General features: G+C 67.6%; 31 protein-coding genes. 19 read left to right on the forward strand and 12 right to left on the reverse strand.

Features of this window, described 5'->3' with window-relative positions; translation table 11 throughout:
- Positions 1 to 47: 47 nt before the first annotated feature.
- Positions 48 to 392 (reverse strand): hypothetical protein, encoded by a 345-nt coding sequence (locus AM590_RS15805; protein WP_058828303.1) that lies wholly within the window; start codon positions 390 to 392, stop codon positions 48 to 50.
- Positions 393 to 542: 150 nt separating this feature from the next.
- Here AM590_RS15805 and AM590_RS15810 point away from each other — a divergent pair, with 150 nt between their 5' ends.
- From AM590_RS15810 to AM590_RS15845, 8 genes are all read left to right on the forward strand, one after another.
- Positions 543 to 1,607, forward strand: a complete 1,065-nt coding sequence (locus AM590_RS15810; RefSeq protein WP_058828304.1) for a M42 family peptidase — start codon at positions 543 to 545, stop codon at positions 1,605 to 1,607.
- A 96-nt stretch (positions 1,608 to 1,703) separates the two neighbouring features.
- Positions 1,704 to 2,183 carry a 50S ribosomal protein L11 gene (locus AM590_RS15815; protein ID WP_058828305.1) on the forward strand — a complete coding sequence of 160 codons (480 nt, stop codon included), beginning with the start codon at positions 1,704 to 1,706 and terminating at the stop codon, positions 2,181 to 2,183.
- 305 nt (positions 2,184 to 2,488) lie between these two features.
- A complete protein-coding gene (locus AM590_RS15820) occupies positions 2,489 to 3,127 on the forward strand; it encodes a 50S ribosomal protein L1 (RefSeq protein WP_004969375.1) in 639 nt (212 codons plus the stop codon).
- On the forward strand, positions 3,124 to 4,170 hold the full coding sequence (locus AM590_RS15825; RefSeq protein ID WP_058828306.1) for a 50S ribosomal protein L10: 1,047 nt from the start codon (positions 3,124 to 3,126) through the stop codon (positions 4,168 to 4,170). Before AM590_RS15820 ends, AM590_RS15825 begins: the two co-directional genes overlap by 4 nt.
- Positions 4,171 to 4,191: 21 nt before the next feature.
- The gene (gene rpl12p / locus AM590_RS15830; protein WP_004974573.1) at positions 4,192 to 4,530 is read left to right on the forward strand and encodes a 50S ribosomal protein P1; all 339 of its coding nucleotides are present in this window, start codon (positions 4,192 to 4,194) and stop codon (positions 4,528 to 4,530) included.
- A gap of 187 nt (positions 4,531 to 4,717) precedes the next feature.
- On the forward strand, positions 4,718 to 6,001 hold the full coding sequence (locus AM590_RS15835) for a tripartite tricarboxylate transporter permease (RefSeq protein WP_058828307.1): 1,284 nt from the start codon (positions 4,718 to 4,720) through the stop codon (positions 5,999 to 6,001).
- Between the two features lie 83 nt (positions 6,002 to 6,084).
- The gene (locus AM590_RS15840) at positions 6,085 to 6,264 is read left to right on the forward strand and encodes an HVO_2753 family zinc finger protein (protein ID WP_004042997.1); all 180 of its coding nucleotides are present in this window, start codon (positions 6,085 to 6,087) and stop codon (positions 6,262 to 6,264) included.
- 2 nt (positions 6,265 to 6,266) lie between these two features.
- The gene (locus AM590_RS15845; protein ID WP_004969379.1) at positions 6,267 to 6,533 is read left to right on the forward strand and encodes an elongation factor 1-beta; all 267 of its coding nucleotides are present in this window, start codon (positions 6,267 to 6,269) and stop codon (positions 6,531 to 6,533) included.
- A gap of 57 nt (positions 6,534 to 6,590) precedes the next feature.
- On the opposite strand, the gene AM590_RS15850 is transcribed toward AM590_RS15845, so the two are convergent.
- Positions 6,591 to 6,848: a hypothetical protein gene (locus AM590_RS15850; protein ID WP_058828308.1), complete on the reverse strand. Its 258-nt coding sequence runs from the start codon at positions 6,846 to 6,848 to the stop codon at positions 6,591 to 6,593.
- 119 nt (positions 6,849 to 6,967) lie between these two features.
- Positions 6,968 to 8,128: a cystathionine gamma-synthase gene (locus AM590_RS15855; RefSeq protein ID WP_058828309.1), complete on the reverse strand. Its 1,161-nt coding sequence runs from the start codon at positions 8,126 to 8,128 to the stop codon at positions 6,968 to 6,970.
- 123 nt (positions 8,129 to 8,251) lie between these two features.
- On the opposite strand from AM590_RS15855, the gene AM590_RS15860 reads away from it, so the two are divergent.
- The 9 genes from AM590_RS15860 (at position 8,252) to AM590_RS15900 (ending at position 15,080) form a co-directional block, all read left to right on the forward strand.
- On the forward strand, positions 8,252 to 8,542 hold the full coding sequence (locus AM590_RS15860; RefSeq protein WP_004974579.1) for a 50S ribosomal protein L21e: 291 nt from the start codon (positions 8,252 to 8,254) through the stop codon (positions 8,540 to 8,542).
- 3 nt (positions 8,543 to 8,545) lie between these two features.
- Positions 8,546 to 8,902 (forward strand): RNA polymerase Rpb4 family protein, encoded by a 357-nt coding sequence (locus AM590_RS15865; RefSeq protein ID WP_004042989.1) that lies wholly within the window; start codon positions 8,546 to 8,548, stop codon positions 8,900 to 8,902.
- Positions 8,903 to 8,955: 53 nt separating this feature from the next.
- On the forward strand, positions 8,956 to 9,549 hold the full coding sequence (locus AM590_RS15870) for a DUF655 domain-containing protein (protein WP_058828310.1): 594 nt from the start codon (positions 8,956 to 8,958) through the stop codon (positions 9,547 to 9,549).
- A 42-nt stretch (positions 9,550 to 9,591) separates the two neighbouring features.
- Positions 9,592 to 10,455, forward strand: coding sequence for a 16S ribosomal RNA methyltransferase A (locus AM590_RS15875; protein ID WP_058828311.1), 864 nt, complete (start codon positions 9,592 to 9,594; stop codon positions 10,453 to 10,455).
- 3 nt (positions 10,456 to 10,458) lie between these two features.
- Positions 10,459 to 11,694 carry a mechanosensitive ion channel family protein gene (locus AM590_RS15880; protein WP_058828312.1) on the forward strand — a complete coding sequence of 412 codons (1,236 nt, stop codon included), beginning with the start codon at positions 10,459 to 10,461 and terminating at the stop codon, positions 11,692 to 11,694.
- Positions 11,691 to 12,287, forward strand: coding sequence for a HemK2/MTQ2 family protein methyltransferase (locus AM590_RS15885; protein ID WP_004042978.1), 597 nt, complete (start codon positions 11,691 to 11,693; stop codon positions 12,285 to 12,287). The genes AM590_RS15880 and AM590_RS15885 overlap by 4 nt, the downstream gene beginning before the upstream one ends.
- Before the next feature lie 59 nt (positions 12,288 to 12,346).
- Complete coding sequence (locus AM590_RS15890) at positions 12,347 to 13,354, forward strand: 5-methyltetrahydropteroyltriglutamate--homocysteine methyltransferase (protein ID WP_058828313.1); 1,008 nt, start codon at positions 12,347 to 12,349, stop codon at positions 13,352 to 13,354.
- Entirely contained in the window at positions 13,351 to 14,424 is a 1,074-nt protein-coding gene (locus AM590_RS15895) for a methionine synthase (RefSeq protein WP_058828314.1), read from the forward strand. The genes AM590_RS15890 and AM590_RS15895 overlap by 4 nt, the downstream gene beginning before the upstream one ends.
- Before the next feature lie 143 nt (positions 14,425 to 14,567).
- Complete coding sequence (locus tag AM590_RS15900; protein WP_058828315.1) at positions 14,568 to 15,080, forward strand: ester cyclase; 513 nt, start codon at positions 14,568 to 14,570, stop codon at positions 15,078 to 15,080.
- 26 nt (positions 15,081 to 15,106) lie between these two features.
- Here the strand turns inward: AM590_RS15900 and AM590_RS15905 are convergent, their stop codons facing one another.
- From AM590_RS15905 to rpl7ae, 5 genes are all read right to left on the reverse strand, one after another.
- On the reverse strand, positions 15,107 to 15,679 hold the full coding sequence (locus AM590_RS15905) for a hypothetical protein (RefSeq protein ID WP_058828316.1): 573 nt from the start codon (positions 15,677 to 15,679) through the stop codon (positions 15,107 to 15,109).
- A 215-nt stretch (positions 15,680 to 15,894) separates the two neighbouring features.
- The gene (gene ndk / locus AM590_RS15910) at positions 15,895 to 16,359 is read right to left on the reverse strand and encodes a nucleoside-diphosphate kinase (protein WP_004974592.1); all 465 of its coding nucleotides are present in this window, start codon (positions 16,357 to 16,359) and stop codon (positions 15,895 to 15,897) included.
- Entirely contained in the window at positions 16,359 to 16,559 is a 201-nt protein-coding gene (locus tag AM590_RS15915) for a 50S ribosomal protein L24e (RefSeq protein ID WP_004974594.1), read from the reverse strand. Before AM590_RS15915 ends, ndk begins: the two co-directional genes overlap by 1 nt.
- A 2-nt stretch (positions 16,560 to 16,561) precedes the next feature.
- Positions 16,562 to 16,786, reverse strand: a complete 225-nt coding sequence (locus tag AM590_RS15920) for a 30S ribosomal protein S28e (protein WP_004042966.1) — start codon at positions 16,784 to 16,786, stop codon at positions 16,562 to 16,564.
- 6 nt (positions 16,787 to 16,792) lie between these two features.
- Positions 16,793 to 17,155 carry a 50S ribosomal protein L7Ae gene (rpl7ae, locus tag AM590_RS15925; protein ID WP_004042964.1) on the reverse strand — a complete coding sequence of 121 codons (363 nt, stop codon included), beginning with the start codon at positions 17,153 to 17,155 and terminating at the stop codon, positions 16,793 to 16,795.
- Between the two features lie 372 nt (positions 17,156 to 17,527).
- Here rpl7ae and tmcA point away from each other — a divergent pair, with 372 nt between their 5' ends.
- Positions 17,528 to 19,792 (forward strand): tRNA(Met) cytidine acetyltransferase TmcA, encoded by a 2,265-nt coding sequence (gene tmcA, locus AM590_RS15930; protein ID WP_058828317.1) that lies wholly within the window; start codon positions 17,528 to 17,530, stop codon positions 19,790 to 19,792.
- 78 nt (positions 19,793 to 19,870) lie between these two features.
- Positions 19,871 to 20,035 carry a hypothetical protein gene (locus AM590_RS20950; RefSeq protein ID WP_172795821.1) on the forward strand — a complete coding sequence of 55 codons (165 nt, stop codon included), beginning with the start codon at positions 19,871 to 19,873 and terminating at the stop codon, positions 20,033 to 20,035.
- Positions 20,036 to 20,165: 130 nt separating this feature from the next.
- Here the strand turns inward: AM590_RS20950 and AM590_RS15935 are convergent, their stop codons facing one another.
- The 4 genes from AM590_RS15935 to AM590_RS15950 form a co-directional block, all read right to left on the reverse strand.
- Complete coding sequence (locus tag AM590_RS15935; RefSeq protein WP_058828318.1) at positions 20,166 to 20,900, reverse strand: GNAT family N-acetyltransferase; 735 nt, start codon at positions 20,898 to 20,900, stop codon at positions 20,166 to 20,168.
- A 97-nt stretch (positions 20,901 to 20,997) separates the two neighbouring features.
- Positions 20,998 to 21,438: a hypothetical protein gene (locus AM590_RS15940; protein ID WP_058828319.1), complete on the reverse strand. Its 441-nt coding sequence runs from the start codon at positions 21,436 to 21,438 to the stop codon at positions 20,998 to 21,000.
- A 13-nt stretch (positions 21,439 to 21,451) separates the two neighbouring features.
- Positions 21,452 to 23,116, reverse strand: a complete 1,665-nt coding sequence (locus AM590_RS15945; RefSeq protein WP_058828320.1) for an FAD-dependent monooxygenase — start codon at positions 23,114 to 23,116, stop codon at positions 21,452 to 21,454.
- Positions 23,113 to 24,840: an electron transfer flavoprotein subunit alpha/FixB family protein gene (locus AM590_RS15950; RefSeq protein ID WP_058828321.1), complete on the reverse strand. Its 1,728-nt coding sequence runs from the start codon at positions 24,838 to 24,840 to the stop codon at positions 23,113 to 23,115. Before AM590_RS15950 ends, AM590_RS15945 begins: the two co-directional genes overlap by 4 nt.
- Between the last annotated feature and the right edge of the window lies 1 nt (position 24,841).

Raw genomic sequence — 24,841 nt, forward strand, 5'->3', positions numbered from 1 at the left:
CTGTCGGTGGGAACGGTCGCAGAAAAACGGTGTTCGGAGACGCCGACTCAGGCGTCGATTTCGACTTCGTCGCGTTCCTCGTCGTCGTCGAGGTCGGCGAGTTCATCGAGGTCGTCGCCGCCGCGGATGTACCGGACCGCCGCCGCGATGCCGACGAGGAGGACCAGTCCGACGAGGAGCCCCAGTCCGGGGCGGCCGCCCGACTCGTCCGATTCGGCCTCGGCCTCGTCGTCGTCGAACTCGACATCGTAGTCGTCGTAGTCGTCGTGCGATTCGTCGTCGGCTTCGAGCGCATCCTCGCCGCGGCCCGTGGAGAGGAGCGGCGAACTGTTGGTCGGGCTGAACTCGAATCCGTCGTGCAGGTGGACCTCGAAGAGGGTGAAGTCGGCCATACCAATCAGTACGCTCACAAGATGGATATGCCTTGTGGCGACGGGGCGGTGCGGACCGCCGCGGGACGCGACGGCATCGCTCCGCGGCGACTCCCGGTGGGGTGTGCTGGATTCGCTGTGTTCTTGTCCCGCCGCCCGTCAACGTCTCGTATGGACGACGATCGACGCGCCTTCCTCGAAGACCTGCTCACCACACCCAGCCCGTCCGGCTACGAGGTCGACGGCCAGCGCGTGTGGGTGGACTACGTCTCGCAGTTCGCCGACGACGTAACGGTCGACGACTACGGCAACGCCGTCGCGGTCCACGAAGGCACCGGCGAGGGCCCCGAAATCGCGTTCACCGGCCACGCGGACCAAATCGGCTACATCGTCCGCGACATCGACGACGACGGCTTCGTCCGCATCGGCCCCATCGGCGGCGCGGACCGCACCGTCTCGAAGGGCCAGCACGTGACGGTCCACGGCGACGGCGGCGACGTGGCGGGCGTCATCGGTCAGACCGCTATCCACCTCCGAGACGTGGGAAGCGAGGAGTACGACGACCTCGAAGAGCAGTTCGTCGACATCGGTGCGACGAGCAAGGGCGACGCGAAGGACCACGTCGAAGTGGGCGACCCCGTGACGGTCGAAGCGCGGGTCCGCGACCTCGCGGGCGACCGCGTCGCGGCTAACGGGATGGACAACCGCGTCGGCACGTGGTCGGCCGCTGAGGGCCTGCGCGCCGCCGTCGAGGCCGACGTGGACGCGACGGTGTACGCCGTCAGCACCGTTCAGGAGGAAGTCGGCGTGCAGGGGGCGAAGATGGTCGGCTACGACCTCGACCCCGACGCGATGGTCGCCGTCGACGTGACTCACGCGACGGACAACCCCGACGTGCCCGGCAAGCGCAAAGGCCCCGTCGAACTCGGCGAGGGACCGGTCGTCTCTCGCGGGAGCGCGAACCACCCGAACGTCGTCTCACTCGCCCGTGACGCGGCCGCGCAGGCCGACATCGGCGTGCAGTTACAGGCCGCCGGCATCCGCACGGGCACCGACGCGGACGCCTTCTACACGAGTCGCTCCGGCATCCCCTCGCTCAACATCGGCATCCCGAACCGCTACATGCACACGCCCGTCGAAGTGGTCTCCACGAGCGACCTCGACGACGTGGCCGAACTGCTCGGGACGATGGCCGCGCTCGCGGGCGACGTGGAGTCGTTCGGCGTCGAACTGTAATCGGGCGGACGGTGGTCCCGCGCGCTGTGCGTAGTTGTCGCACACGACTCCGGGCGAAAGAAAACCGTTAAAAGTCGCCACACGGTGTTTCCACGTATGGCTGGAACTATCGAAGTACTCGTTCCCGGCGGGAAGGCGAACCCCGGTCCGCCGCTCGGCCCGGAACTCGGCCCGACCCCCGTCGACGTGCAGGACGTCGTCAACGACATCAACGACCAGACGGCTGCCTTCGACGGCATGGAAGTCCCCGTCACCGTCGAGTACGACGACGACGGCTCGTTCAGCATCGAAGTCGGCGTCCCGCCGACGGCGGCGCTCATCAAGGACGAAGTCGGATTCGACACCGGCAGCGGCGAACCCCAGAAGAACTTCGTCGCCGACATGTCCATCGAACAGCTGAAGAAGGTCGCAGAGCAGAAGTCCTCTGACCTGCTCTCGTACGACCTCAAGAACGCCTCGAAGGAGGTCGCCGGGACGTGCGCGTCCCTCGGCGTCACCATCGAGGGCGAAGACGCCCGCACGTTCAAACAGCGCATCGACGGCGGCGACTTCGACGACCACTTCGACGACGAGTAATCGTCTCGGAACCGTCTCGGCGGTTCGAACCGCCCTTTCCGTCGGGCCGAGTCGACTCGGCCCGCTTTCTTCTCTCCACCGACCCGATTCGACCCGGAGCGGCCCGACCGTCGACGACCTCGAATCGCTCGCGTGCTCGCCAGCCCGCATGTGTGGCTGTGGCACGCGAAACCCCCGAATTCGGGGGTTTCGGCTCCCGTAGTTCGACGGACTTAAGTTGAGCCTACTCGTCCTGCCGGACGAGGCAGGCAGTAGCCTGTTTCACTGACCCGTAGGAGCAATCCTGCGTACTACGGAGGTGAATAATGGCAGACACAATAGTTGACGCAGTCTCTCGCGCACTCGACGAGGCACCCGGGCGGAACTTCCGCGAAACGGTTGACCTCGCCGTGAACTTGCGAGACTTAGATCTTAACGACCCGTCGAAGCGTGTCGACGAGAGCATCGTGCTCCCGTCTGGCACCGGCCAGGACACCCAGATTGTGGTGTTCGCGACCGGTGAAACCGCGCTCCGCGCAGAGGATGTCGCCGACGAAGTTCTCGGGCCCGATGAGCTCGAAGACTTCGGCGACGACACCGATGCGGCGAAAGACCTTGCCGACGAGACCGACTTCTTCGTTGCCGAGGCAGGACTGATGCAGGACATCGGTCGCTACCTCGGTACCGTGCTCGGTCCCCGTGGTAAGATGCCGACCCCGCTTCAGCCCGACGACGACGTCGTCGAGACGGTGAACCGGATGAAGAACACGGTGCAGCTCCGTTCGCGTGACCGTCGTACGTTCCACACGCGCGTCGGCGCAGACGACATGACGCCCGACGAGATCGCGGAGAACATCGACGTCATCGTCCGTCGTCTCGAAGCGACGCTCGAAAAGGGCCCGCTCAACATCGATTCCGTCTACGTGAAGACGACGATGGGGCCGTCCGTGGAGGTGCCCGCATGAGCGAGTCCGAGGTTCGGCAGACCGAGGTTATCCCGCAGTGGAAGCGTGAAGAGGTCGACGAGCTCGTCGACTTCATCGAATCCTACGAATCCGTCGGCGTCGTCGGCGTCGCGGGCATCCCGAGCCGCCAGCTCCAGGCCATGCGCCGCGAGCTTCACGGCTCGGCCGCGGTGCGCATGAGCCGTAACACGCTCGCGAACCGCGCGCTCGACGAAGTCGACGACGGCTTCGAGGAACTCAAGGAGTACATCGCCGGGCAGGTCGCCCTCATCGGCACGAACGACAACCCGTTCGCCCTGTACAAGGAGCTCGAGGCGTCGAAGACGCCCGCGCCCATCAACGCCGGTGAAGTCGCCCCGAACGACATCGTCATCCCCGAGGGTGACACCGGTGTCGACCCGGGTCCGTTCGTCGGCGAACTCCAGCAGGTCGGGGCGTCCGCCCGCATCATGGACGGCTCGATCAAGGTGACGGAAGACTCCAACGTCCTTTCCGCGGGCGAGGAAGTCTCCGAGGAACTCGCGAACGTCCTGGCGGAACTCGGCATCGAGCCCAAGGAGGTCGGTCTCGACCTCCGCGGCGTCTTCTCCGAAGGCGTCCTGTTCGAGCCCGACGAACTCGCCATCGACGTGGACGAGTACCGCGCCGACATCCAGTCGGCCGTCTCCGCCGCGACGAACCTGTCGGTCAACGCGGTCTACCCGACCGCCCAGACCGCGCCGACGCTCATCGCCAAGGCGACGAGCGAGGCCAAGGCCGTCGGTCTGTTCGCCAACATCGAGAGCCCGGACTTCATGCCCGAGCTCATCTCGAAGGCGGACGCCCAGCTTCGGGCGCTCGCGGCGAACATCGACGACGAAGAGGCGCTTCCCGAGGAACTCCGCGGCGTGTCCGCGGCTGACACGGGTGCCGCCGAGGAAGAAGAATCGACTGACGAAGAAGCAGCGGACGCCGACGAGGCAGACGCCGACGCCGACGAAGACGCCGCCGAAGACGACGGCGACGACGAAGACGCTGGCGACGCCCTCGGCTCCCTGTTCTAACAACACACAAGGTACACAACAATGGAATACGTCTACGCTGCGCTCATCCTGAACGAGTCGGACGAAGAGGTCAACGAAGAGAACATCACCGCGGTCCTCGAGGCCGCCGGTGTCGATGTCGAGGAGTCCCGTGTCAAGGCGCTCGTCGCCGCGCTCGAGGACGTCGACATCGAAGAGGCCATCGAGACGGCCGCCGCTGCCCCCGCGCCCGCCGCGGGCGGTTCCGCCGGTGGCGAGGTCGAGGCCGCTGACGACGACGACGAGGAAGACGCCGAAGAAGAGGCCGCTGACGAAGGCGGCGACGACGACGACGACGACGAAGAAGCCGACGGCGAGGGCCTCGGCGCGCTCTTCGGCTAACTCCCGCGAGACCCCGCCGCATCCGCGGCGACGCTCGCTTCGAAACTCCGATTTCTTTCGACGCAACTCACCAGCGGCGGCGTCGGTCGCACGCCCAACGACTCGGACGCGGGCCACGGCGCAGTCGGTGTCTGTGTCGGTGCCGAGCGCGTAGCTTCATACCGGAAGCCGTGGCCACTTCGGCGCGATGTTCCTCACCGGCGGGGCAGTCGTCTCCCTGTTCGCTCAAGCGGCGGCACTCGCGTCGCCCGTCACGGCGGATCCGACGACCGCCGCCCTCCTCGGTGTGGTCGTCGGCGTCTGCCTCGGGACCTGCTCGGGCCTCATTCCCGGTCTCCACGCGAACGCATTCGCGCTGCTCCTCGCCGGCGTCGCGTCCGAGTTCCCCGGCCCGCCGGTCGCCGTCGCGGCCGCCGTCCTCGCCGCGTCGACCGTCCACACCTTCCTCGACGTGGTGCCGGCGCTGACGCTCGGCGTGCCCGACGCCGCGCTCGCGCCGGGGGCGTTGCCGGCGCACAAACTCGTTCTCGGCGGGCGGGGACGCGAGGCGCTCAGGCTATCGGCGCTCGGGAGCGGCGCGGCGCTCTGTCTGGCGGTGCCGGTCGCGGTCCCGCTCACGGCGGTGTTGGTCGAGGGCTATCCCGTCGTCCGGAGTCACCTGTGGGTGGTGCTCGCCGCCGTCGCCGCCGCGCTCGTCTGGACCGAACCGAGCCGGCGGGCGAGGCTGGCGGCCTGCGTGACTATCGCCGCCTCGACGGGGCTGGGTCTCGCGGTCCTCGACCGGCCGTTCGGGGGGCCGCTTCCGGTCGGTGGCGTGTTGGCCCCGCTCTTGGCTGGACTGTTCGGCGTGCCGGTCCTCTTGGCGGCGCGACGTGGCGGGGGCGTTCCGCCGCAGGGTGATGCCGCGCTCGCGACGTCGCCGCGTTCGGTCGCGCGGAGCGTCGTGGCGGGTGCCGGCGGCGGGGCGTTCGTCGGCTACCTCCCGGGCGTTTCCGCCGGCGTCGCCGGAACGCTCGCGCTCGCGGCTCTCCCCAAAGCCGACCCAGACGAGTCGACCCGGGCCTACGTCACAGCGACGAGCGCCGCCACGACGGCGACGACGGTGTTCGCGCTGTTCGCGCTCGCCGGGTTGGGGGCGCCCAGAACAGGCGCGCTCGTCGCGCTCACCGAGGCGGAACTCCCGACCGGACTCGGTCTCGCGGTGCCGGTGACGGTCGCCTCGGGGCTCTGCGGGGCGGTGTTGGTGCCGGTCGTTGGCGACCGGGCGCTTGCGTTCGTCGGGAGGCTCGACCAGCGCCGACTCGTCACCGCCGTCTGCGCCCTCCTCGTCGTTCTTTCGTGGGCGTTCGCGGGAGTCGGCGGCGTCGCCGTCCTCGTCGCCGCCGGGGCCGTCGGTCACCTCCCCATCCGGTTCGGGTGTCGGCGGGTCCACCTGATGTGTGTCCTCATGGGGCCGCTGGCGCTCGGGTGAGTCGTGTCCACGCGGGCCACGGGTTTCCCCCAGCAGAACCCGGAAAGACAACGGTTAAAAGTCGCGCGCCGGTTTATGAGCGTATGAGCGAGTCCGAACAGCGACACGCGCACCAGTGTGTGTCCTGTGGCATCAACATCGCCGGCATGAGCGCGGCGACGTTCAAGTGCCCCGACTGTGGCCAGGAGATTTCGCGTTGTTCCAAGTGCCGCAAGCAGAGCAACCTCTACGAGTGTCCCGACTGCGGATTCATGGGTCCATAATCATGGGAAAAGTAGCTGCTAAAATCAAGGTCATGCCGAACAGCCCCGAGCTCGACCTCGACAACCTCGAGGACGCGCTCGAAGACTCCCTTCCCGAGGGTGCGAAAATCAAGGGCTTCGAACGCGACGACGTCGCGTTCGGTCTCGTCGCCCTCCTGCCGACGGTCATCGTCCCCGACGACGCCGGTGGCACTGAGGCCGTCGAAGAGGCGTTCATCGAAGTCGAAGGCGTCGAGAGCGTCTCCGTCGAGAACGTCGGCCGTATCTGAACTGACGACCGACCTTTTTCGAAGTCCCGTCCCCGGAGCGACCGCGTTCGTCCGCCGTCAGCGGTGCTCCATGAAGTAGACGCCGAGGACGACGCCGAACGTGAGCCCGAGCATCACGCCGATGGCCAGGGAGTCGCCGATAACGCCCGCGACGCCGCCGAGGAGGAAGCCGATGGCCAGCCCGATACCGAACTGCTCGGCGCTGTGGCTCGACCCCTCGTGGTCGTCGGAATCGACCATCACGCGGTCTGTGGGTTCGGTGTAGCTCTGTCGCTGTACGGACTCCGCGCTCAGGGTGACTGACTCCTGGGACATACATCATTATTCATCGTGCTATTCAATAACCCTTACCCGCGTTCTCAACCTTCGGCAACGGCTGGTACGGAAAGAGGTGCGAGGGCGCGTAAGGACGAGCCGACGCGGACTTAGACGCCTCAGAACGCCGCGTCGAACGCCCGCTGGAGGTCCGCCTTCATGTCGTCGATGTGCTCGATGCCGACGGAGACGCGGACCAGACCGTCGGTGAGTCCCGCTTCGAGCCGTTCTTCGCGGGGGATGGCCGCGTGGGTCATCGCCGCGGGCTGTTCGATGAGGCTCTCGACGCCGCCGAGGCTCTCGGCGAGCGTGAACACCTCGGTCTCCTCGACGACGGTCGAGGCCTGTTCGAGCGAGCCGTCGAGTTCGAACGAGAGCATCCCGCCGAAGTCGTCCATCTGTTCGGCCGCGAGGTCGTGTTGCGGGTGAGAGTCGAGGCCGGGGTAGAACACCTCGGAGACCGCCTCGTGGCCGTCGAGCCACGCAGCGAGCTCGCGGGCGTTGTCGCAGTGGCGGTCCATCCGGACCGGGAGCGTCTTCGTCCCGCGGAGGACGAGGAAGCAGTCGAACGGCGAGGGCGTCGCGCCGACGGAGTTCTGGTAGAACGCGATCTCCTCATCGAGGTCCGCGTCGTCGGTGACGAGCGCGCCGCCGACGACGTCGGAGTGGCCGCCGAGGTACTTCGTCAGCGAGTGCGAGACGATGTCCGCGCCGTGGTCGAGGGGACGCTGGAGGTACGGCGTGGCGAAGGTGTTGTCGACGGCGCAGAGCGCGTCCACCTCGTGGGCGATGTCGGCGAGCGCGCCGATGTCGTTGACGCGCATGAGGGGGTTCGTCGGCGTCTCGACCCACACGAGTTCGGTGCCGTCGCGGACGGCGTCGCGGACGGCGTCGTGGTCGGTGGTGTCGACGAAGTCGAACTCGAGGTCGTACTTCTCGTACACCTGGGTGAATATGCGGTGGGTGCCGCCGTACACGTCGTTGCCGGCGACGACGTGGTCGCCCGCTTCGAGGAGGTTGAGCACGGTGTTTATCGAACCCATCCCCGAGGCAAAGGCGCGGCCGTGCGAGCCGTTTTCGAGCGCCGCGAGGTTCGATTCGAGGTCGGTTCGGGTCGGGTTCCCCGTGCGGGAGTACTCGTAGCCGCGGTGGTCACCCGGCCCGTCTTGGGCGTACGTCGAGTTCGCGTAGATGGGCGTCATGAGCGCCCCCGTCTCCTCATCGGGCTCCTGTCCCGCGTGGATGGCGCGCGTCTCGATGCGTCGCTCGTCTTCGGACATACGAGAAGCGCCGCGCCGACTCGGGTTAAGTCCGTCCCTCCCGCGCGACCACGCGGGAGACACACACGCGCGGTTCGTAACGTGCAATTTATAATGGCGACGCAAGTATTCGTTCTCACGACTATGCCGAGCTCCAACGGTCCAATGAAGGGGACGCGAGGAAAGCTCTCGAACAAGCCGCGCGAGCGCGGCACTTCGCCGCCGCAGCGCGCTATCGCGGAATTCGAGGAGGGCCAGAAGGTCCACCTCAACATCGACCCGAGCGTTCGCGAGGGTCGCTTCCACCCGCGCTTCAACGGTCTCACCGGCGAGGTCCTCGGGAAGCAGGGCCGCGCGTTCAAGGTGCAGATCAACGACGGCGGCAAAGAAAAGACGGTCATCGTCCGACCCGCTCACCTGCGCGCCCAGCAGTAAGCGATGACCATCTTCAAAGAAAAGCTCGACGAGGAGTATCTGACGACCTCCGAGGTCAAGGAACTGCTCGCCGAGGTTGAGGCGGAACGCGCCGCCGACGAAGAGCGCGAGATGCGCTACGAACTGGCCCGTGCGATAGAACACGTCAACCGGTTCGCCCACCTCGACCCCGAGGAATCTCGCGAACTCGTCGAGGAGCTCGCCGAGCTCGAGAAGGTCGACGGTCCGACCGCCATCAAAATCGCGGACCTCCTCCCGCAGTCGCGCGACGAACTCCGCGCGGTGTTCGCCCAGCAGCGCTACGCGCTCTCGGGCGACGAACTCGACGAAATCCTCAACGTCGTCGCGAAGTACGTCTGACCGCGTGACAGCGCGGCCAACTATTTAAATATCGGCTCGCCGTAACTACTGACATGACACGTACGGAGAGCGGTGACGCCGACGCCACGACCGAGTACGTCGTCGTACTCGACGTACTCCGCCACGGGCGTCAAGGAGACGACCGACGGCGCTTCGACGCGGCACCCATCGCGTACGCGCTCGGAGAGTCCGACTTCCGTCTCCTCGAGTTGACCCTCGTCGAAGACGCCGACGTGAGCATCGGCGACCGGCTCGTCGTCTCGCCGGTCGCCGACCGCGAGCTGATTCAGTCCGTCGAAGAACTCTCGTACGGCGACCTCTCGAACACGGCGACGGCCGAAGTCGACTACGTCGTCGAGGACATCGTCGAGGCCAACGAACGGCGGTTCGTGGACTTCTACAACGACGCACAGCCCATCACGCTGCGGCTCCACCAACTCAACTTGCTGCCCGGCATCGGGAAGAAGCTCCGCGACAAGATTCTCGAATCGCGCAAGCGACAGGGGCCGTTCGAGTCGTTCGAGGACCTCGAAGAGCGCGTCTCCGGGCTCCACCGCCCGAAGGAGGTCATCGTCGAGCGCATCCTCGACGAACTCCGCGACAACGACGTGAAGTACAAGACGTTCGTCGGTCGCGACGGGCGGTAGCGGAACGGGACTTTTACCCGCTCCCGCGCGATACCTCTCCCAATGACGAGCGACGGCAGCGAACAGGTCCGCGGGGCCGGCGCGCGCGACCCGGACGCCCTCATCCGACGGGCGGGCGCTCGCGGGAACCCGGACCACGACCAGCATTTCCTCGTCGACGACCGCGTCGTCGACCGAATCCCGACGTATCTCCCCGAGGACGCGGACCGCTCGCACGTCCTCGAAATCGGCGGCGGGCCGGGCGTCCTCACGGACCGACTGCTCGGCGTCGCCGACCGCGTGACCGTCGTCGAACAGGACCGAACGTTCGCCGAGCACCTGCGCCGCGAGTTCGCCGAGGAGGTCGAATCGGGGCGGCTCACCGTCGTCGAGGGCGACGCGCTCGACGTCGACCTGCCCGAGTTCACCGCCTGCGTCTCGAACCTCCCGTACGGCATCTCCTCGGAGATTTCGTTCCGCCTGCTCCCCCGCGGGAAGCCGCTCGTGTTGATGTTCCAAAAGGAGTTCGGCGAGCGGATGGCCGCCGAGGCGGGAACCTCGGAGTACGGCCGCCTCTCGGTGAGCACCCAGCACTACGGCGACGTCGAGGTCTGCGAGCACGTCCCCCGGGAGGCGTTCGACCCCAAGCCCGCGGTCCAGAGCGTTATCGTCCGTATCACGCCGCGCGACCCGGAGTACGAGGTCGAAGACGAAGCGTTCTTCCTCGACTTCGTGAAGGCGCTTTTCACCCAGCGACGGAAGACTATCAGAAACGGCATCCGCAACACGGCGCACATCTCCGGACTGTCGGACCCCGAAGCGGTCGTCGAGGCCGCGGACGAGGACGTACTGCGCAAGCGCGCCGGCAACATGGCTCCCGCGGAGTTCGCCGAACTCGCGGAACTCGCCGCGTCAGTCGGCTTATAACCCATGACGCTCCCCGCACTCGCCGCCGTTCTCCTCCGCCTCGCCTCGACGGGAACCCTCCTCCAGAGCGGTACGGTCCTCGACACCGCGTCGTTGTTCCCGACGTTCGAACTCCGCGTCGCCGCGAGCGTCCTCGTGACCGTCGCCGTCGTCGCCGTCTGGCGACTCGGCGCTCGGCTCCACGACAAGGAGGTAGACTTCGTTTCGATGCCGGTGTGGCACCTCTCGGTGACAGTCCTCCGACTCGTCGTCGTCGGCGGCGGCGGGGCGTTCGTCTTCACGGTCTGGTCGCTGTCGGGCGACATCGGCACGATTTCGGCACAGTACGATCTCAACAGACAGACGTTCGTCCGCATCGTCCTCTCGCTGGCGTTCGTCGTCGGCGCGTACGTCCTCACGACCGTCCTCGGCCGGTTCATCGGCGAGATTGCGAGCACGCGCCCGGAGATTTCGGACCACCAGCGCGAAATCATCTACCGCATCGCGCAGGTGACGACCTATCTGGCGACCCTCGCGGTCATCCTTGGTATCTGGCGGGCCGACCTCGGCGGCTTCCTCGTCGGCGCTGGTTTCCTCGGTATCGTGGTCGGTATGGCCGCGAGACAGACCCTCGGCGCGCTCATCGCGGGCTTCGTCATCATGTTCTCTCGGCCGTTCGAAATCGGCGACTGGGTCGAGGTCGGCGACCACGAGGGTATCGTCACCGAAATCACGGTCGTGAACACGCGCATCCAGACGTTCGACGGCGAGTTCGTGATGATTCCGAACGACGTGGTGAGTTCGGAGAGCCTCGTCAACCGCAGTCGCAAGGGTCGACTCCGCCTTGATGTCGAGGTCGGCGTCGATTACGAGACCGACCTCGATCGCGCCGCCGACGTGGCGCAGTCAGCGGTCGAAGACCTCGACGAGGTGCTGTCGGTGCCGAAGCCGCAGGTCGTCGCCAAGCAGTTCGGCGACTCGGCGGTCGTCCTCGGGGTGCGTCCGTGGATAGACCGTCCGAGCGCCCGCCGGTGGTGGCGCGCGCGGACCGCGACCATCTCGGCCGTCAGCGAGGCCTTCGCCGAGGAGGACATCACCATCCCGTTCCCGCAGCGCGAACTGTCCGAACGGAACCCCTCGCGACCGGTTCCGCTCACCGACCAGCAACCCGAAGCGAGCCCCGAAGCCGACGGCGGCGTCGAGGACGGTGAAGGCGGCGACGGCGACGCCTCGGCCGGCTCCAAGGGGGCGGACGAATGACCGACCTCGCCGAGCGCCGCGGGATGAACACCTCGGTCTACCAGCCCGCGGAGGACTCCGGACTGCTCGCGCAGGCCGCGGTCGGGCGCGTCTCGGGGCGCGTCCTCGAAGTCGGCACCGGCTCGGGCTGGGTCGCGGAGCAGCTCGCGACGAAGACCGACGCCGACGTGGTCGCGAGCGACCTCAACCCACACGCCTGTCGGCAGGCGGCCGAGCGCGCCGCCGCCCTCCGGGCCGACGGCCACCGCGGCTTCGAGGTCGTTCGCGGGAGCCTCGTCGAACCGTTTCGCGACGACGCCTTCGACGCGGTGGCGTTCAACCCGCCGTACCTCCCCGAGGACCTCGAAGCCGCGCGCGACGACTGGATGGAGGTCGCGCTCACCGGCGGCGAGGACGGCCGCGAAATCATCGACCCCTTCCTCGACACGGTCGGGCGCGTCCTCAAGCCGGGTGGCACCGTCTTCCTCCTCGTGAGTAGCTTCACCGGCTACGACGAGGTGCTTGCCCGCGCCGAGGCGAACGGCTTCGGCCACGAGGTCGTCGTCCAGGAGTCGTACCCCTACGAGACGCTCACGGTGCTCGCGTTGGAATAACCAATGCGCATATGTTGATACAGGAAATATTATACACCGTCATTTCTTAGCGAGAGGTGATGACTGAACTCGTCTCGACGACACCGGGACTGTATCCCCTCCCGGATTGGGCGAAACAGGAGCTTTCCGACCTCAAGGGTCACCAGAAACACGACCTCATCTCCGGTACCGAGGGCGCGGACATCGTGAGCGCGTACGACCGCGCTCGCGAGGAAGTCGTCTCCGAGCAGACTGACGCCGGCCTCGACCGCGTCGTCGAGGGGCAACTCCGCTGGGACGACATGCTCGCGCACCCGCTGACGGTCCACGAGAACGTCGAGACCGGCGGCATCGTCCGCTACTACGACAACAACAACTTCTACCGCGACCCGCAGGTCCGCGGCGAACTCACCTTCTCCGGCGACGTCGCGGCCGAACTCGACGCCACCGCCGACCTCCTCGGCGACGAGTCGCTGCAGGCGGTCCTCCCCGGCCCGTACTCGCTTTCGGACCTCGCCACGGACGAGCACTACGGCGACGAGGCCGACTTCCTCGACGCCGTGAGCGAGTTCCTCGCGGGCGAGGTCGACGCCTTCCCCGACCACGAGACGCTGTTCCTCCTCGAACCCTCGCTCGTGTTCTCGCCGCCGGGCGAGGACGTCGACGAGCGCGTCCCCGAGGCCATTTCCGCCGTCTCCGACGCGACCGACGCCGACGTGGTCGTCCACACCTACTGGGGCGCGCTCGACGAGAAGGTCTACGCGCACCTCATGGACGCCGACGTGGACGCCATCGGCTTCGACTTCGTCGCCGGTGACCGCGACCAGACGCTCTACAACGTCAACGAGTACGGCACGAAAGACGACATCGCTCTGGGTCTCGTCGACGGCCAGAACACGCTGGTCGAAGACCCCGAGACGGTCCGCGAGCGCGTCGAGTGGACGCTCGACAACATCCAGAGCCAGACGTTCGACACCGCCTACGTGACCTCCAACACCGAACTGTTCTACCTGCCGGAGAACCGCGCGACGGAGAAGCTCGCCGCCCTCGCGGCCGCCACCGAGGACGAACTGGAGGTGGAAGCATGAGCCGCGACGCCGAGAACCGCGAGCAGTTCCGCCCCGAGAACCACGACAACGAGCACTTCCTGCTCACCACCGTCGTCGGCTCCTACCCGAAGCCCAAGTGGCTCAACCGCGCCAACGACCTCGCGGAGGACCCCGACTCCAAGTTCACGCAGGAGCACCTCCACGAGGCTCACGACGACGCTTGTCGCGTCATCACCCACGAGCACGAGCGCTCCGGCCTCGACACCGTCGTGGACGGCGAGATGCGCCGCGAGGAGATGGTCGAGTACTTCGCCCACCGCATCCCCGGCTACGAGTTCAACGGCCCGGTGAAGGTGTGGGGCCACAACTACTTTGACAAGCCCTCTGTCGTCGGCGAGGTCGAGTACGACGAGCCGTGGCTGGTCGACGAGTTCGAGTTCACGAGCGACGTGGCCTCCAAGCCCGTCAAGGTACCCATCACGGGTCCCTACACGCTCGCTAGCTGGTCGTTCAACGAGCACTACGACTCCGAGGCGGACCTCGCGTACGCGCTGGCCGACCTCGTCAACGAGGAGATCGAGAAACTCGTCGAGGCGGGCGCGACCTACATCCAGATCGACGAGCCCGCGCTGGCGACGACGCCGGACGACCACGCCATCGTCGGCGAGTGTCTCGAACGCATCGTCGCGGGAATCTCCGACGAGGTCCGCATCGGCCTCCACGTCTGTTACGGCGACTACTCCCGCATCTACCCCGAACTCAACGACTACCCTATCGACGAGTTCGACGTGGAACTCTGCAACGGCGGCTACGAGCAGATCGACGTGTTCACCGACCCCGAGTTCGAGCCGGACCTCGCGCTCGGCGTCCTCGACGTGCACACCACCGAAGTCGAGACCGTCGAAGAGATTAAAGAGAACATCAAGCAGGGCCTGAAGGTCGTCCCGCCGGAGAAGCTCACCGTCTCGCCCGACTGCGGCGTGAAGCTCCTCCCCCGCGAGGTCGCCTACCAGAAGATGGAGAACATGGTTCAGGCCGCCCGCGAGGTCGAAGCCGAACTCGACGCCGGCGAAATCGACCTCGACGCGCCCGTCCCGCAGGCCGACTGAGCGACTCGACCCGTCGTTCCCCGTTCGTTCTTTTGTAGCCGCATCGAGCACCGAGTCTCCCGACCGCGTTCTCGCTGCCGTGAGTGTCACGGCTCTCGCCACGTTAAATAAATGTTAACACACCACATGGCGTATCGTTCGATATGGGAACCGAATCAGTCGCACCGGAACGGGCGAACGTCGAACTGTGCCGCCGATACGTCGAGGAGTTCGTCAACGAGGGGGACGCGACCGCGGCCGAGGAGTTGGTCCACGAGGACGTCGTCACTCACCAGTTGGGCGTCGACGCCGACAGAGTAGGGAGAGACGCGCTGGTCGACCAGATACTCGGCTTCCGCGGGGCGGTCCCCGACTGGCACCTCGCGGTCGAAGACGTCGTTGGCGAGGGTGACCGGGTGATGATGCGACTCACGGCGCGGGGGACGCCGCAGGAGCCGTGGGGGAACCTCGTCCCGACCGGGAAGTCGTTCGAGCAGCCGGCGTTCTTCGTCTTCCACCTCGAAGACGGCCGCATCGTCGAGCAGTGGAACCTCGTGAACCTGATGGGAATCGCGCGCCAACTCGGCTTGCTCCCGCCGGGGCCGCGGGTCATCGCCAAGGTGGCGGCCCACCGTATTCGGTCACGCCTCGGCGGCGGTCGGCGACGACGCGCCTGACGACCCGCCAGTACCGGTTGCGCGAATTAGACGCGCTCGGTCTCGAACGAGCGTTCCCGAGTCGCGTCGTCTCCAACGTCGGAACCACCGAGTCCGCGGTGGCTCCCGTTTTCGACGCGCCATCCGCCGTCGGAACCGCGCACTAGCGGAAGCTCCGCGCCGACGGCGTCCGAAATCTCTTCGGGGGCCACGTCGCACGCCGCTGCGATGCGCTCGAACCGCGAGCCGCCGGTCAGCGTCTCGGGTACCGGCACCCAGACGGTCGCGGTCCGGTCGTCGGGCGTCGCGAGCGCAAGATCGAGTCGCACGCCGTCTCGGCGAGAGAACCGGGCGAGTCCGCTCGCGCCGCGCCGCCGCTCGGGGACGACGTTCGTGACGACGCCCGAATCGACGTGGTCGAGCGCGCGCAGGCCGGCCACGCGGAGTTCGACGTCGTGGATGTCGGTCGGCCCGAGGACGACCGGTCGCACGAGCGTCGAGAGCGTCGCCACCAGCCGCGTGGCCGTCCACGCCGCCACCGCGGTCGCGCCGAGCATCGCCACCGCGCCGACGACGAACAGCGCCGCGAGCGCGAGGAGTACGAGTTCCATTTCGACCATGTGACACGTTTCGCCGGGTGACGAGAAAACCGTTGTTCGCCGCGTGGTAGACGGTCAGGTCGCGGAGACGGTCGTCACCGGCCGCGGATGACCGATGGTAGAATCCCGCACACCGAACCGACGAGAACGTCCTCTCGGCGGCTGGAGCGCGGACGAGAGGGGAGACGTGGCCGTCGCTCCTCTCGGAAGAAAGCGTGAGAACCGCGAGACGAGACTTACTCGTAGAGCCAGGTCTCGTCGATGCGCTCGTAGTCGACGAGTTCGTCCTCGTCGAAGAAGAGCGCGATTTCGCGCTCGTTCGCGCCCTCGTCCTCGTGGTCGGAGCCGTGGATGACGTTCCGGCCGAGGTCGAGACCGTAGTCGCCGCGGATGGTGCCGGGAGCGGACTCTGCGGGGTCCGTCTCGCCCATCATGCCGCGGACCTGTCGCGTCGCGTCCTGTCCTTCCCAGACCATCGCGAAGACGGGACCGGACGTGATGAAGTCGACGAGACCCTCGAAGAAGGGCTTGCCCTCGTGCTCACCGTAGTGGTCGTGGGCGAGCTCCTCGTCGATCTGCATGAACTTGCCGCCGACCATCTTCAGACCGCGGTCCTCGAAGCGGGAGACGATGTCTCCGATGAGGCCGCGCTGGACGCCGTCGGGCTTGACCATCACGAAGGTGCGCTCTGCGTCGGACATCAGTTGTCCTCCGACTTGCCGCTCGCGCGGCGGCCGGCCTCCGTCCACTCGAGGTCGCGGGCCTCGCGGCCGAGGAAGTAGTTCTTCTCGGCCTTCGAGTCCTTGAAGTGGAGGATGGTGCCGTCGGTCTTGACGTACATCGTGCCCGTGCCGGGCTCGATCTCTTCACCGCTGTAGTCGCACGTGCGCTTCTCGACCATTGTTACTGCCCTCCGATGGAGTCGGCGTCACGCTGAGTCTCGCGGAGCTGGAGGATGTCGCCCTCGCGGACGGGACCCAGCACGTTTCGCGTGATGATACGGCCCTGGTTGGAGCCTTCGCGGATGCGGCACTTGACCTGCATGGCCTCGCCGTGCATCCCAGTCTTTCCAACGACTTCGATGACTTCGGCAGGCGTCGAGTCGCTGGCTTGTTCGTCCGCGCTCATGGTCGGTTATCGAAGGTCCTCGACCTTAGTCGCGATGTCCTCGACATCGTCGGACGCGTCGCCGGCGTCGACGATGGCGGCCGCGGCACTGCCGACTTCGAGGCCGGCGGCGTGGCCGATGTCGTCCTGCGTCTCGACGAAGATGAACGGAATGCCCTTCTCGTCTGCGAGTTCGGGCAGGTGCATGACGATCTCCTCGGGGGAGACGTCTTCCGCGATGAGGACGAGCTGGGCGTTGCCCCGCTCGATGGACTTGGTCGTTTCGTTGGTTCCTTTCTTCACGATACCAGTATCTCGGGCGACCTCGAGCGCTTCGACGGCGCTGTCAGCGAGGTCGGCCGGTACGTCGAAGTCTACGTAGACAGCCATTGTTGTTCACCTATATCCTGCTCGCGGGCTCGACTCCCTCGCCGGTATCACACCGGTCGGTCGGTTGCGACCGGTCAACGATTTCCCTACGGCGAGGAGGTTCATCAACCCCGGACAGGCTGTAACCACTCTTTGCTTCGGCCCCCATAAAAGCGCTTTCAAAATCGTACCGGCGTGCGACGCGTCCGCACGACCCGCGAAACACCCGATTTCTCGCCGACCGAAGCGCCGCGAATTCTCGTGTCGATTGCTCACACGAAACACTCGTAGCAGGGTGTGAAGCCCCACCAAAACCACCGCTGTGCCGACCGGATTGCGAGTCGCTCGCACCCGACCGAAGGAAGTGAATAGTCGCGCCGGCGTATCGCACCCATGACCGAACTCGGCGACGACCCCGACGTCGAGGCGCTCGCCGCCGCCCGCCGAGAGGAGGCGCTGGCGACGAACCAGCGACGCCTCCTCGTCCTCGCCGGCGACCATGACGCCGGCATCGACGCCGCCTTCGACGCGGTCCGCGGGGCCGACGTGCCCGACGACGAGGTGACGTTCGTCACCGCCCGCGAGGGCTTTCGCTTCCACCGCGTCGAACCGAAGCGCGCCTCGTCGCTCCTCGGCACGACTCGTACGCTCGTCGTCTTCGACGCCCACGAGGAGTTCTCGGCGAACGCGCTCGGCCGCGTCGCCGGCGCTGTCGACGGCGGCGGCCTGCTCGTCCTGCTTACCCCGTCGCTCGACGACTGGCCGACCCGTCGCGATTCGTTCGACGAGCGATTGGCGGTTCCGCCGTTCACAGTCGACGACGTGACCGGTCGCTTCCGCGGTCGACTCGTCTCGACGCTCCGGGACCACCCCGGCGTCGCCCTCGTCGACCTCGATTCGGGGACCGTCGAGCGCGACGGCGCGTACCGACAGGGAATCAGTTTCGACGCCGCGCCGCCGCGGATACCGAGAGAGAAGAACCGAAGGTTCCCGCGGCGCGCCTACGAGGACTGTCTCACCGCCGACCAGTCGGACGTGCTCGCCTCCCTCGAAGCCTTGGCTGAACCGGGCACCGCCGTCGTCGTGGAGGCCGACCGCGGCCGCGGGAAGTCGAGCGCGGCGGGTCTCGCCGCCGGGAGTCTCGCCGCCGAGGGCGCGGACGTGGTCGTGACCGCGCCCGGGAAGCGAAACGCCGCCGAGGTGTTCGCCCGCGCCGAGCGACTCCTCTCCGAACTCGGCGCGCTCCGAGGCGGCGGCGCGGACGACTTCGACATCTTGTCCGAGAGCGGCGGGCGCGTCCGGTACGTCCCGCCGACAGAGGCCGGCGCGGCGGCGGCAGACGCCGACGCGCTCGTCGTGGACGAGGCGGCCGCCCTGCCCGTCAGGCTCCTCGAATCGTTCCTCGCCGCGCCCGCGGTCGCCTTCTGTACGACCGTTCGGGGCTACGAGGGAGCGGGTCGCGGCTTCGCCGTCCGCTTCCGCGACCGCCTCGACGACGCGGACCGCGAGGTGACCGACGCGCGCCTCGATGACCCGATTCGCTACGCCGCCGGCGACCCCGTCGAGTCGTGGACGTTCCGCGCGCTCCTCCTCGACGCCCGGCCCCCGGTCGACCAGCTCGTCGCGGACGCGACGCCGGAGTCCGCGTCCTACCGGGCGCTTTCACCCGACGACCTGCTGGCGGACGAACACCTGCTCCGCGAGGCGTTCGGCCTGCTCGTCCTTGCGCACTACCGGACCGAACCGGACGACCTCGCCCGCCTCCTCGACGCCCCGAACCTGACGCTCCGGGCGCTCACTCACGAGGGACGCGTCGTCTCGGTCGCGCTGCTCGCCCGCGAGGGCGGCCTCGGCCCCGACACCCGCCGGCACATGTACGACGGCGGCCGCATCCGGGGGAACATGCTCCCCGACGTGTTCACGAGCCAACTCCGCGACGAGGACGCGGGCGTCCCCGTCGGCTACCGCGTGATGCGCATCGCCACCCACCACGCGGTCCGGTCGTCTGGTCTCGGTTCGCGGCTCCTCTCGGCGATACGCGACGAGTTCGCGGGCGACGCGGACTACCTCGGCGTCGGGTTCGGCGCGACGCCCGAACTCCTCTCGTTCTGGCGCGACAACGGCTACGGCACGGTCCACCTCTCGACCACCAGAAACGACACCAGCGGCGAGTACTCGGCGCTCATGATGCGCCCGCTGTCGCCCGCCGGCCGCGACCTCCGTAACCGCCACGCAGCGTGGTTCCTCGGCCGCGTCGGCGACGTGCTCGGCGACGCCCTCTCGGACCTCGACGCCGACGTGGCGCGGGCCGCCCTCGCCGCCGTCGATCGCACCTCCTCGCCGGACCTCTCCGAGTACGAGTGGCGCGTCGTTGTGAGCGCGTCCTACGGCCCGGGGCTCTACACGACCGCGCCCGGCGCGTTCCGGCGACTCAGCCTCGCGCACCTCACGAACCCCGAGCGGGCCTCGCTCACGCCCCGAGAGGAGCGACTGCTGGTCCGCAAGGTCCTCCAGACGCGGCCGTGGGACGCCGTCGCCGACGAACTCGACTTCCACTCGACCGCGGGTGCCATGCGCGCGCTCGGCGACGCCTACGAACCGCTCGTGGACGAGTACGGCACCGACGCAGCCCACGAGGAACGCGAGCGATTCCGGTGATACCCGCCGGGGGAGCGGCCGCGTCTCAGCCGCTTGCCCGCCGACACACCGATAGTCGTCGGTGCCGACGCTCCCCCTATGGCCGAGTGTAGCGAACCCGACTGCGAGAACGTCGCGGCCGTCAGGCTCTACGTGCCGTGGGACGCCGACAGGAACGTCTGTACGGCCCACGCGAGGGCGCTCGTCCAGCAGGACGGCGTCGTCGCCGAGCCCCTCGACGGGGCCGAAGACGACTGGTCGTAGTGCGACCGGCCGGGAACGTGGCAGTCGCAAGCGGGGCAGTCACAAACGGGGCAGTCGAAAGCCGACGCGTCGCTGGCGGGGAGAGACAGCGCGCAGAAATTTCGGGGTCAGGGACGGGACGAGTCCGCGCTCACCGGAGCGAGACGGCCATCATCACTTCGTCGACGTAGTCGCCGTCTATCTTGTAGTGGCCGTCGCGGACGGCTTCGGTCTCCCAGCCGTGGCCTTCGAGGAACGCGATGGCCTCCTCGTTGGTCGCCGGAACGCTGTTGTAGAGCTTCTCGAAGCCGCGCTCGCGAGCCCACTCGACGCCGCGGTCGAGGAGTTTGCTCCCGACGCCGTGGCCGCGGAACTCCGGTCGCGTGCCGACCGTCAGGACGGCGGTGTGGCTCAGCTTCTCTGCCTCGGGCAGATCGAGGTGGACCCAGCCGGCGAGTTCGTCGCCGACGGTGGCGACGAACACCATCCGGGAACTGACCTCGTTGTGTCGGAGGACGACCTCCTCGTGGTCGAGTAGGTCCGCGACCGTCTCGGCCTCGATGTACCGGCCCTCGTCCGCGACCTCGTGGATGGCGTCGACGAGGCTCTCCAAGTCGACGTTCTGGGCCATCCGAATCGTCACGTCGAGGTCGCCGAGTTCCACCGTCTCCTCCTCGCCGGGCGCGTAGGCCACCTCCACGTGGTTGCCGACCTTTCGGATGTAGCCGTCCCGTCGCAGGACGGTCAGGTGCGCCCCCAGCGCCGCCGGCTCGAAGTTGAGCGCCCGCCGTACCTCGTCCTCGCGGACGGTCCCGTGGCGCTCGATGTACTCGTAGATGTCCTTGCGGTCTTTGTGTCCGAAGTTGAGACTGTCAGTTACTTCCATGGTACACAATCACACTCATGATTTATAATTGTTGTTCGTGCCGGACCCGACGACAGTCGGTGGAGCCGACGGGTGAATCGGGGCCCGTGCGCCGCCCTCAGCGCCTCTCGGGGACGCAGGTCAGCAGTTGGGCGGTGTCGAGCACGTCGTGGGTCCGCAGCAGGACTTCGGCGGCCTCTCGGACCGTGAAGTCCGCGTCGAGGTCGACGCCGTAGCACCGGGCGTACATGGTGAGCCAGTCGTTCATCGCCCGGTGGAGCAGTTCGAACTCCTCGCCGGTAAAGGAGACCTGCCGGTCGCCCGTCCGCGCGCTGACGTAGAGCGACACCGCCGGGCCGACGCCGTCGCGGGCGCATTCGAGCGCGCGCTGGTCCGCGGCCGACGGCGGCGGCGGGTCGAACGACTCCCGGGCCTCTCGGGCCTCGTCGGCGAGGGCTCTTGCGCGCTCCCCGAACCGAACGTCTTCGGGGTGGCGCTCCTCGGCCCCTCGACCGTCGGCGACGGTGCGGGACTCCGATTGGGTCACGTCGCGACTCACGGGCTCACCTCGGTCATCCCCACTTGAACTCGACGCCCTTGTCGCCGCGCGGGTGGGTCCACTCGGTGTCGGCGACGACGGCGCAGGTGCCGCACTCGACGCAGGGCTGGGTGTCGAGGCTGACGACGCGCTCCTCCGAGCCGTTGGTCCGGACGACCTCCTCGCGGTAACAACCGCCGCCGAAGTCGACCGCGGAGACGGGGCAGGCCGCCACCGCGGCCCCGCTGGCCTCGTAGGACTCGTCGCGAAGCGTGATGTGCGGGTTGCCGATGTCGGTGTCGTAGGTCAGTTCGCCGATGCGGGCTTCGAGGTCCGGCGGCGTCACCGAACTCTTGTCGCGGACCCGCGTCCCCAACTCCTCGGCGATGACCGTCGGGAGCGTGACGTAGGGCGTCCGCGTGTCCGGCATCAGCGCCGACAGCGTCGGGACGTTGTAGAGGCGTTCGAGCCGCCCGGAGAGCGCGCGGATACCGGCGCGCCCGACCGCCGAGGTGAGTACAGTATCGACCACGTTGGTCACGCCGTCATCCTCGGCGACGCCGCGGAGCAGTTCGTAGCCGCGGGGCCGGAGCTTCTTCATCACGCCCTCGCTCCGGAGTTTGCGGGCGTAGCGGGTTCCCGCCTTCTCCGGTTCGTTGCGCGATTTGGCCTGCGCGTACGACTCCGCGGCGAGTGCCCCGGCGGTGACGGCGTGGTTCATCCCCTTGATGATGGGCCCCTGCGCCTGCATCTGGCCGGCCGCGTCGCCGACGAGGAGTAGGCGACCGAAGTGCGGTTCGCGCAGGGCGACCTTCTTGGAGTCGGGCACGAGTTTCGCGCTGTACTCCAGTTCGGTGTAGTCGTCGCCGAGCCACTGTGCGAGCAACGGGTGGGTCAGAAGCCCGTCCAGTAGCTCGTGCGGCTCCGCCTCCTCCGCGACGAGGCTGTCGAGGTGGAACACCGTCCCGAGCGACAGCGTGTCGCGGTTCGTGTAGAGGAAGCCGCCGCCGCGGACGCCCTCGAACAGGTCGCCCGAGAACAGGTGCGCCGCCCCCTCGTCTTCCGCCACGTCGAATCGGTCGGCGATGGCGTCTTCCGGCATGTCGACGACCGCCTTGACGCCCTGGAACCACTCGTCTGGCTCGTCCCAGTCCATCAGGCCCGCGTCGCGGGCGAGTTCGGAGTTCACCCCGTCGGCCGCGACGATGATATCGGCGGTTATCGGGTCGAGTTCGTCCAGCGTGACGCCGACGATGCGGCCCTCCTCGCGGAGCAGGCCGTTGACGTGGACGCCCGTCAGGAGGCCGCCGCCGGTCTCGCGGGTCCGCTCGTGGACGCGGTCTTCGAGCCACGAGTCCATCTTCCGCCGGAGGACGGAGTCGGACCACTCGGTGTCGTGTTCGTGGAGGTCCGTGAGGTCGAACGACTCGACCTTGTCGCCGGCGATGTTGTGGATGCGGTACTTCGTGATGGGCCGCTCGGCGGCCGCCTCGCGGAACCCCGGAAAGAGGTCGTCGATGGTGTACGGCGCGGACTCCTCGGCGTAGATGAGCCCGCCCGAGACGTTCTTCGACCCGGCCTCGACGCCGCGTTCGAGGACGAGCGTCTCGATGCCGTAGTTGGCGAACGTCGCGGCCGCCGCCGCCCCGCCGGGACCCGCCCCGACGACCAGCGCCTCGTAGTGTTCGTAATCGCTCATTTCGACTCACCCCGTTCGTCCGCAGCCGCGACATCGCCGGGCGTTCCGATCGGCGCGGTTCCCCCGTCGCTGGCGACCGCTGCCTCGAATCGGCCCTCCTTGAGCGCCGTCGTCAGCCGCGGCAGCACCTCGAAGAGGTCGCCCTCGATGAAGTAGTCCGAGAAGTCGCGGATGCGGGCGTCGGGGTCGGTGTTGACGGCGACGATGGTGTCCGACTCGTCCATGCCGACCTTGTGCTGGACCGCGCCGGAGATACCCGCCGCGATGTAGAGTTTCGGCGCGACGACCTGCCCCGTCTCGCCGATTTGTCTGTCCTCGTGGGTGTACTGCTCGACGTGGCCGTCGAAGTTGAACGACCCCGTGACGATGCCGCGGGTGACGCCGACCTCGGCGTCCTCGAACTGGTCGGCGAGGTCCAAGGCGAGTTCGATACCCTTCGTCGGGTCGTCGTCGATGCCGCGGCCGACCGCGACGATGACGTCGTGGCCGGTCAGGTCGATACCCTCGTCCAGCTGGTCGAAGTCCGTGACGGTGACGCGGAACCAGTCGTCGTCGAGCGGGGCGTCGTGTTCGACCACGAGGCCCTCGCGGTCGGCGTCGGGTTCGGGCAGGTCGAAGCTCCCCGGGATGACCGACGCGCCCTGCGGGTGGAACTCCCGCGTCGGGTTGTCGATACAGAGGATGGTCGAGTATTCGAAGCCTGAGAAGTCCGGCCGCTTCATGTGCAGGACGCGCTGGAACTCCTTTTTCTCACCGGCGACGCCGGTCTTGACCGGGTTCGAGATGACCTCCTCCGTGATGTAGAGCCCAGAGCAGTCGCTGGCGAGACCGGAGTCGAGTTCGGCCTGCACGAGCGCCGAGAGGTCCCGGCCGTTGTTCGTCGCCGGGAACAGCACGTACCGCGGCTTGTCGTAGTCGCGCCACGGTTCGTCGCGGCCGCCTTGGACCTCGAAGTTCTGGTGGGTGGCACCCGCGCGAGCCATGTCGCAGAATATCTCGGTGTACGGCTTGTGCTGGAAGCGTTCGAGTCGGTCGTCCTCGCGGACGACGGCCACGTCCGCGCCGTAGGCGATGACGTCCTCGACGTGCTTCGACACGTCGGAGCCGATGAGGACCGCGACGACCCGCTCGTCGGTCGTGTAGTCGTCGTTGTAGGTGTCCATCAGCTCGCGGGCCTTCCCGAGCATCTCCTTGGACACGTCCACGAGTTCGCCTGCCTGCGTCTCACAGTAGACCCACATGTCGCGGTAGGTCCCCCCGTGGAGCGACCGGACGTGTCGCTTGTCCCGAGTCGGGTGGTCGAGGTCCGGGTGACGCTCCTCGGGCGGCCGTTCGTCCACCTCGACTTCCGTGTCTTCCTCGTCGCTTCCCTTCACGGAGTCGATGCGGTTTCTGATGAGTCGTTTCACCGGGTCGCGGTCCTCGCCGGCCTCCTCGCGTTCGAGGAGCGATTCGAGGTCCGAGACCTCCTCGACGCTCTGGAGGGCGTTCCCGACCTCTGCAGTGCTCATCGACGCGAGGTCCATCTCGTCGGCGTCGGCCGGCTCGTCGTCGTCCTCGGAGAACTTCTCGATTCGGCTCTCGATGAGCGCGACGGCCGGCGCGCGGTTCTGCCCGCGGTGTTCGGCCTGCAGAATCTCCTCTAACTCACCGAGGTCGTCGATGTCCTTGATGGCCGGGCCGAGCTCCGAAATCTCGTAGTCGCCGGGGTCGAAGTCCGTCACG

It is taken from the genome of Haloferax sp. Q22, from assembly GCF_001482285.1.
Lineage (GTDB): Archaea > Halobacteriota > Halobacteria > Halobacteriales > Haloferacaceae > Haloferax.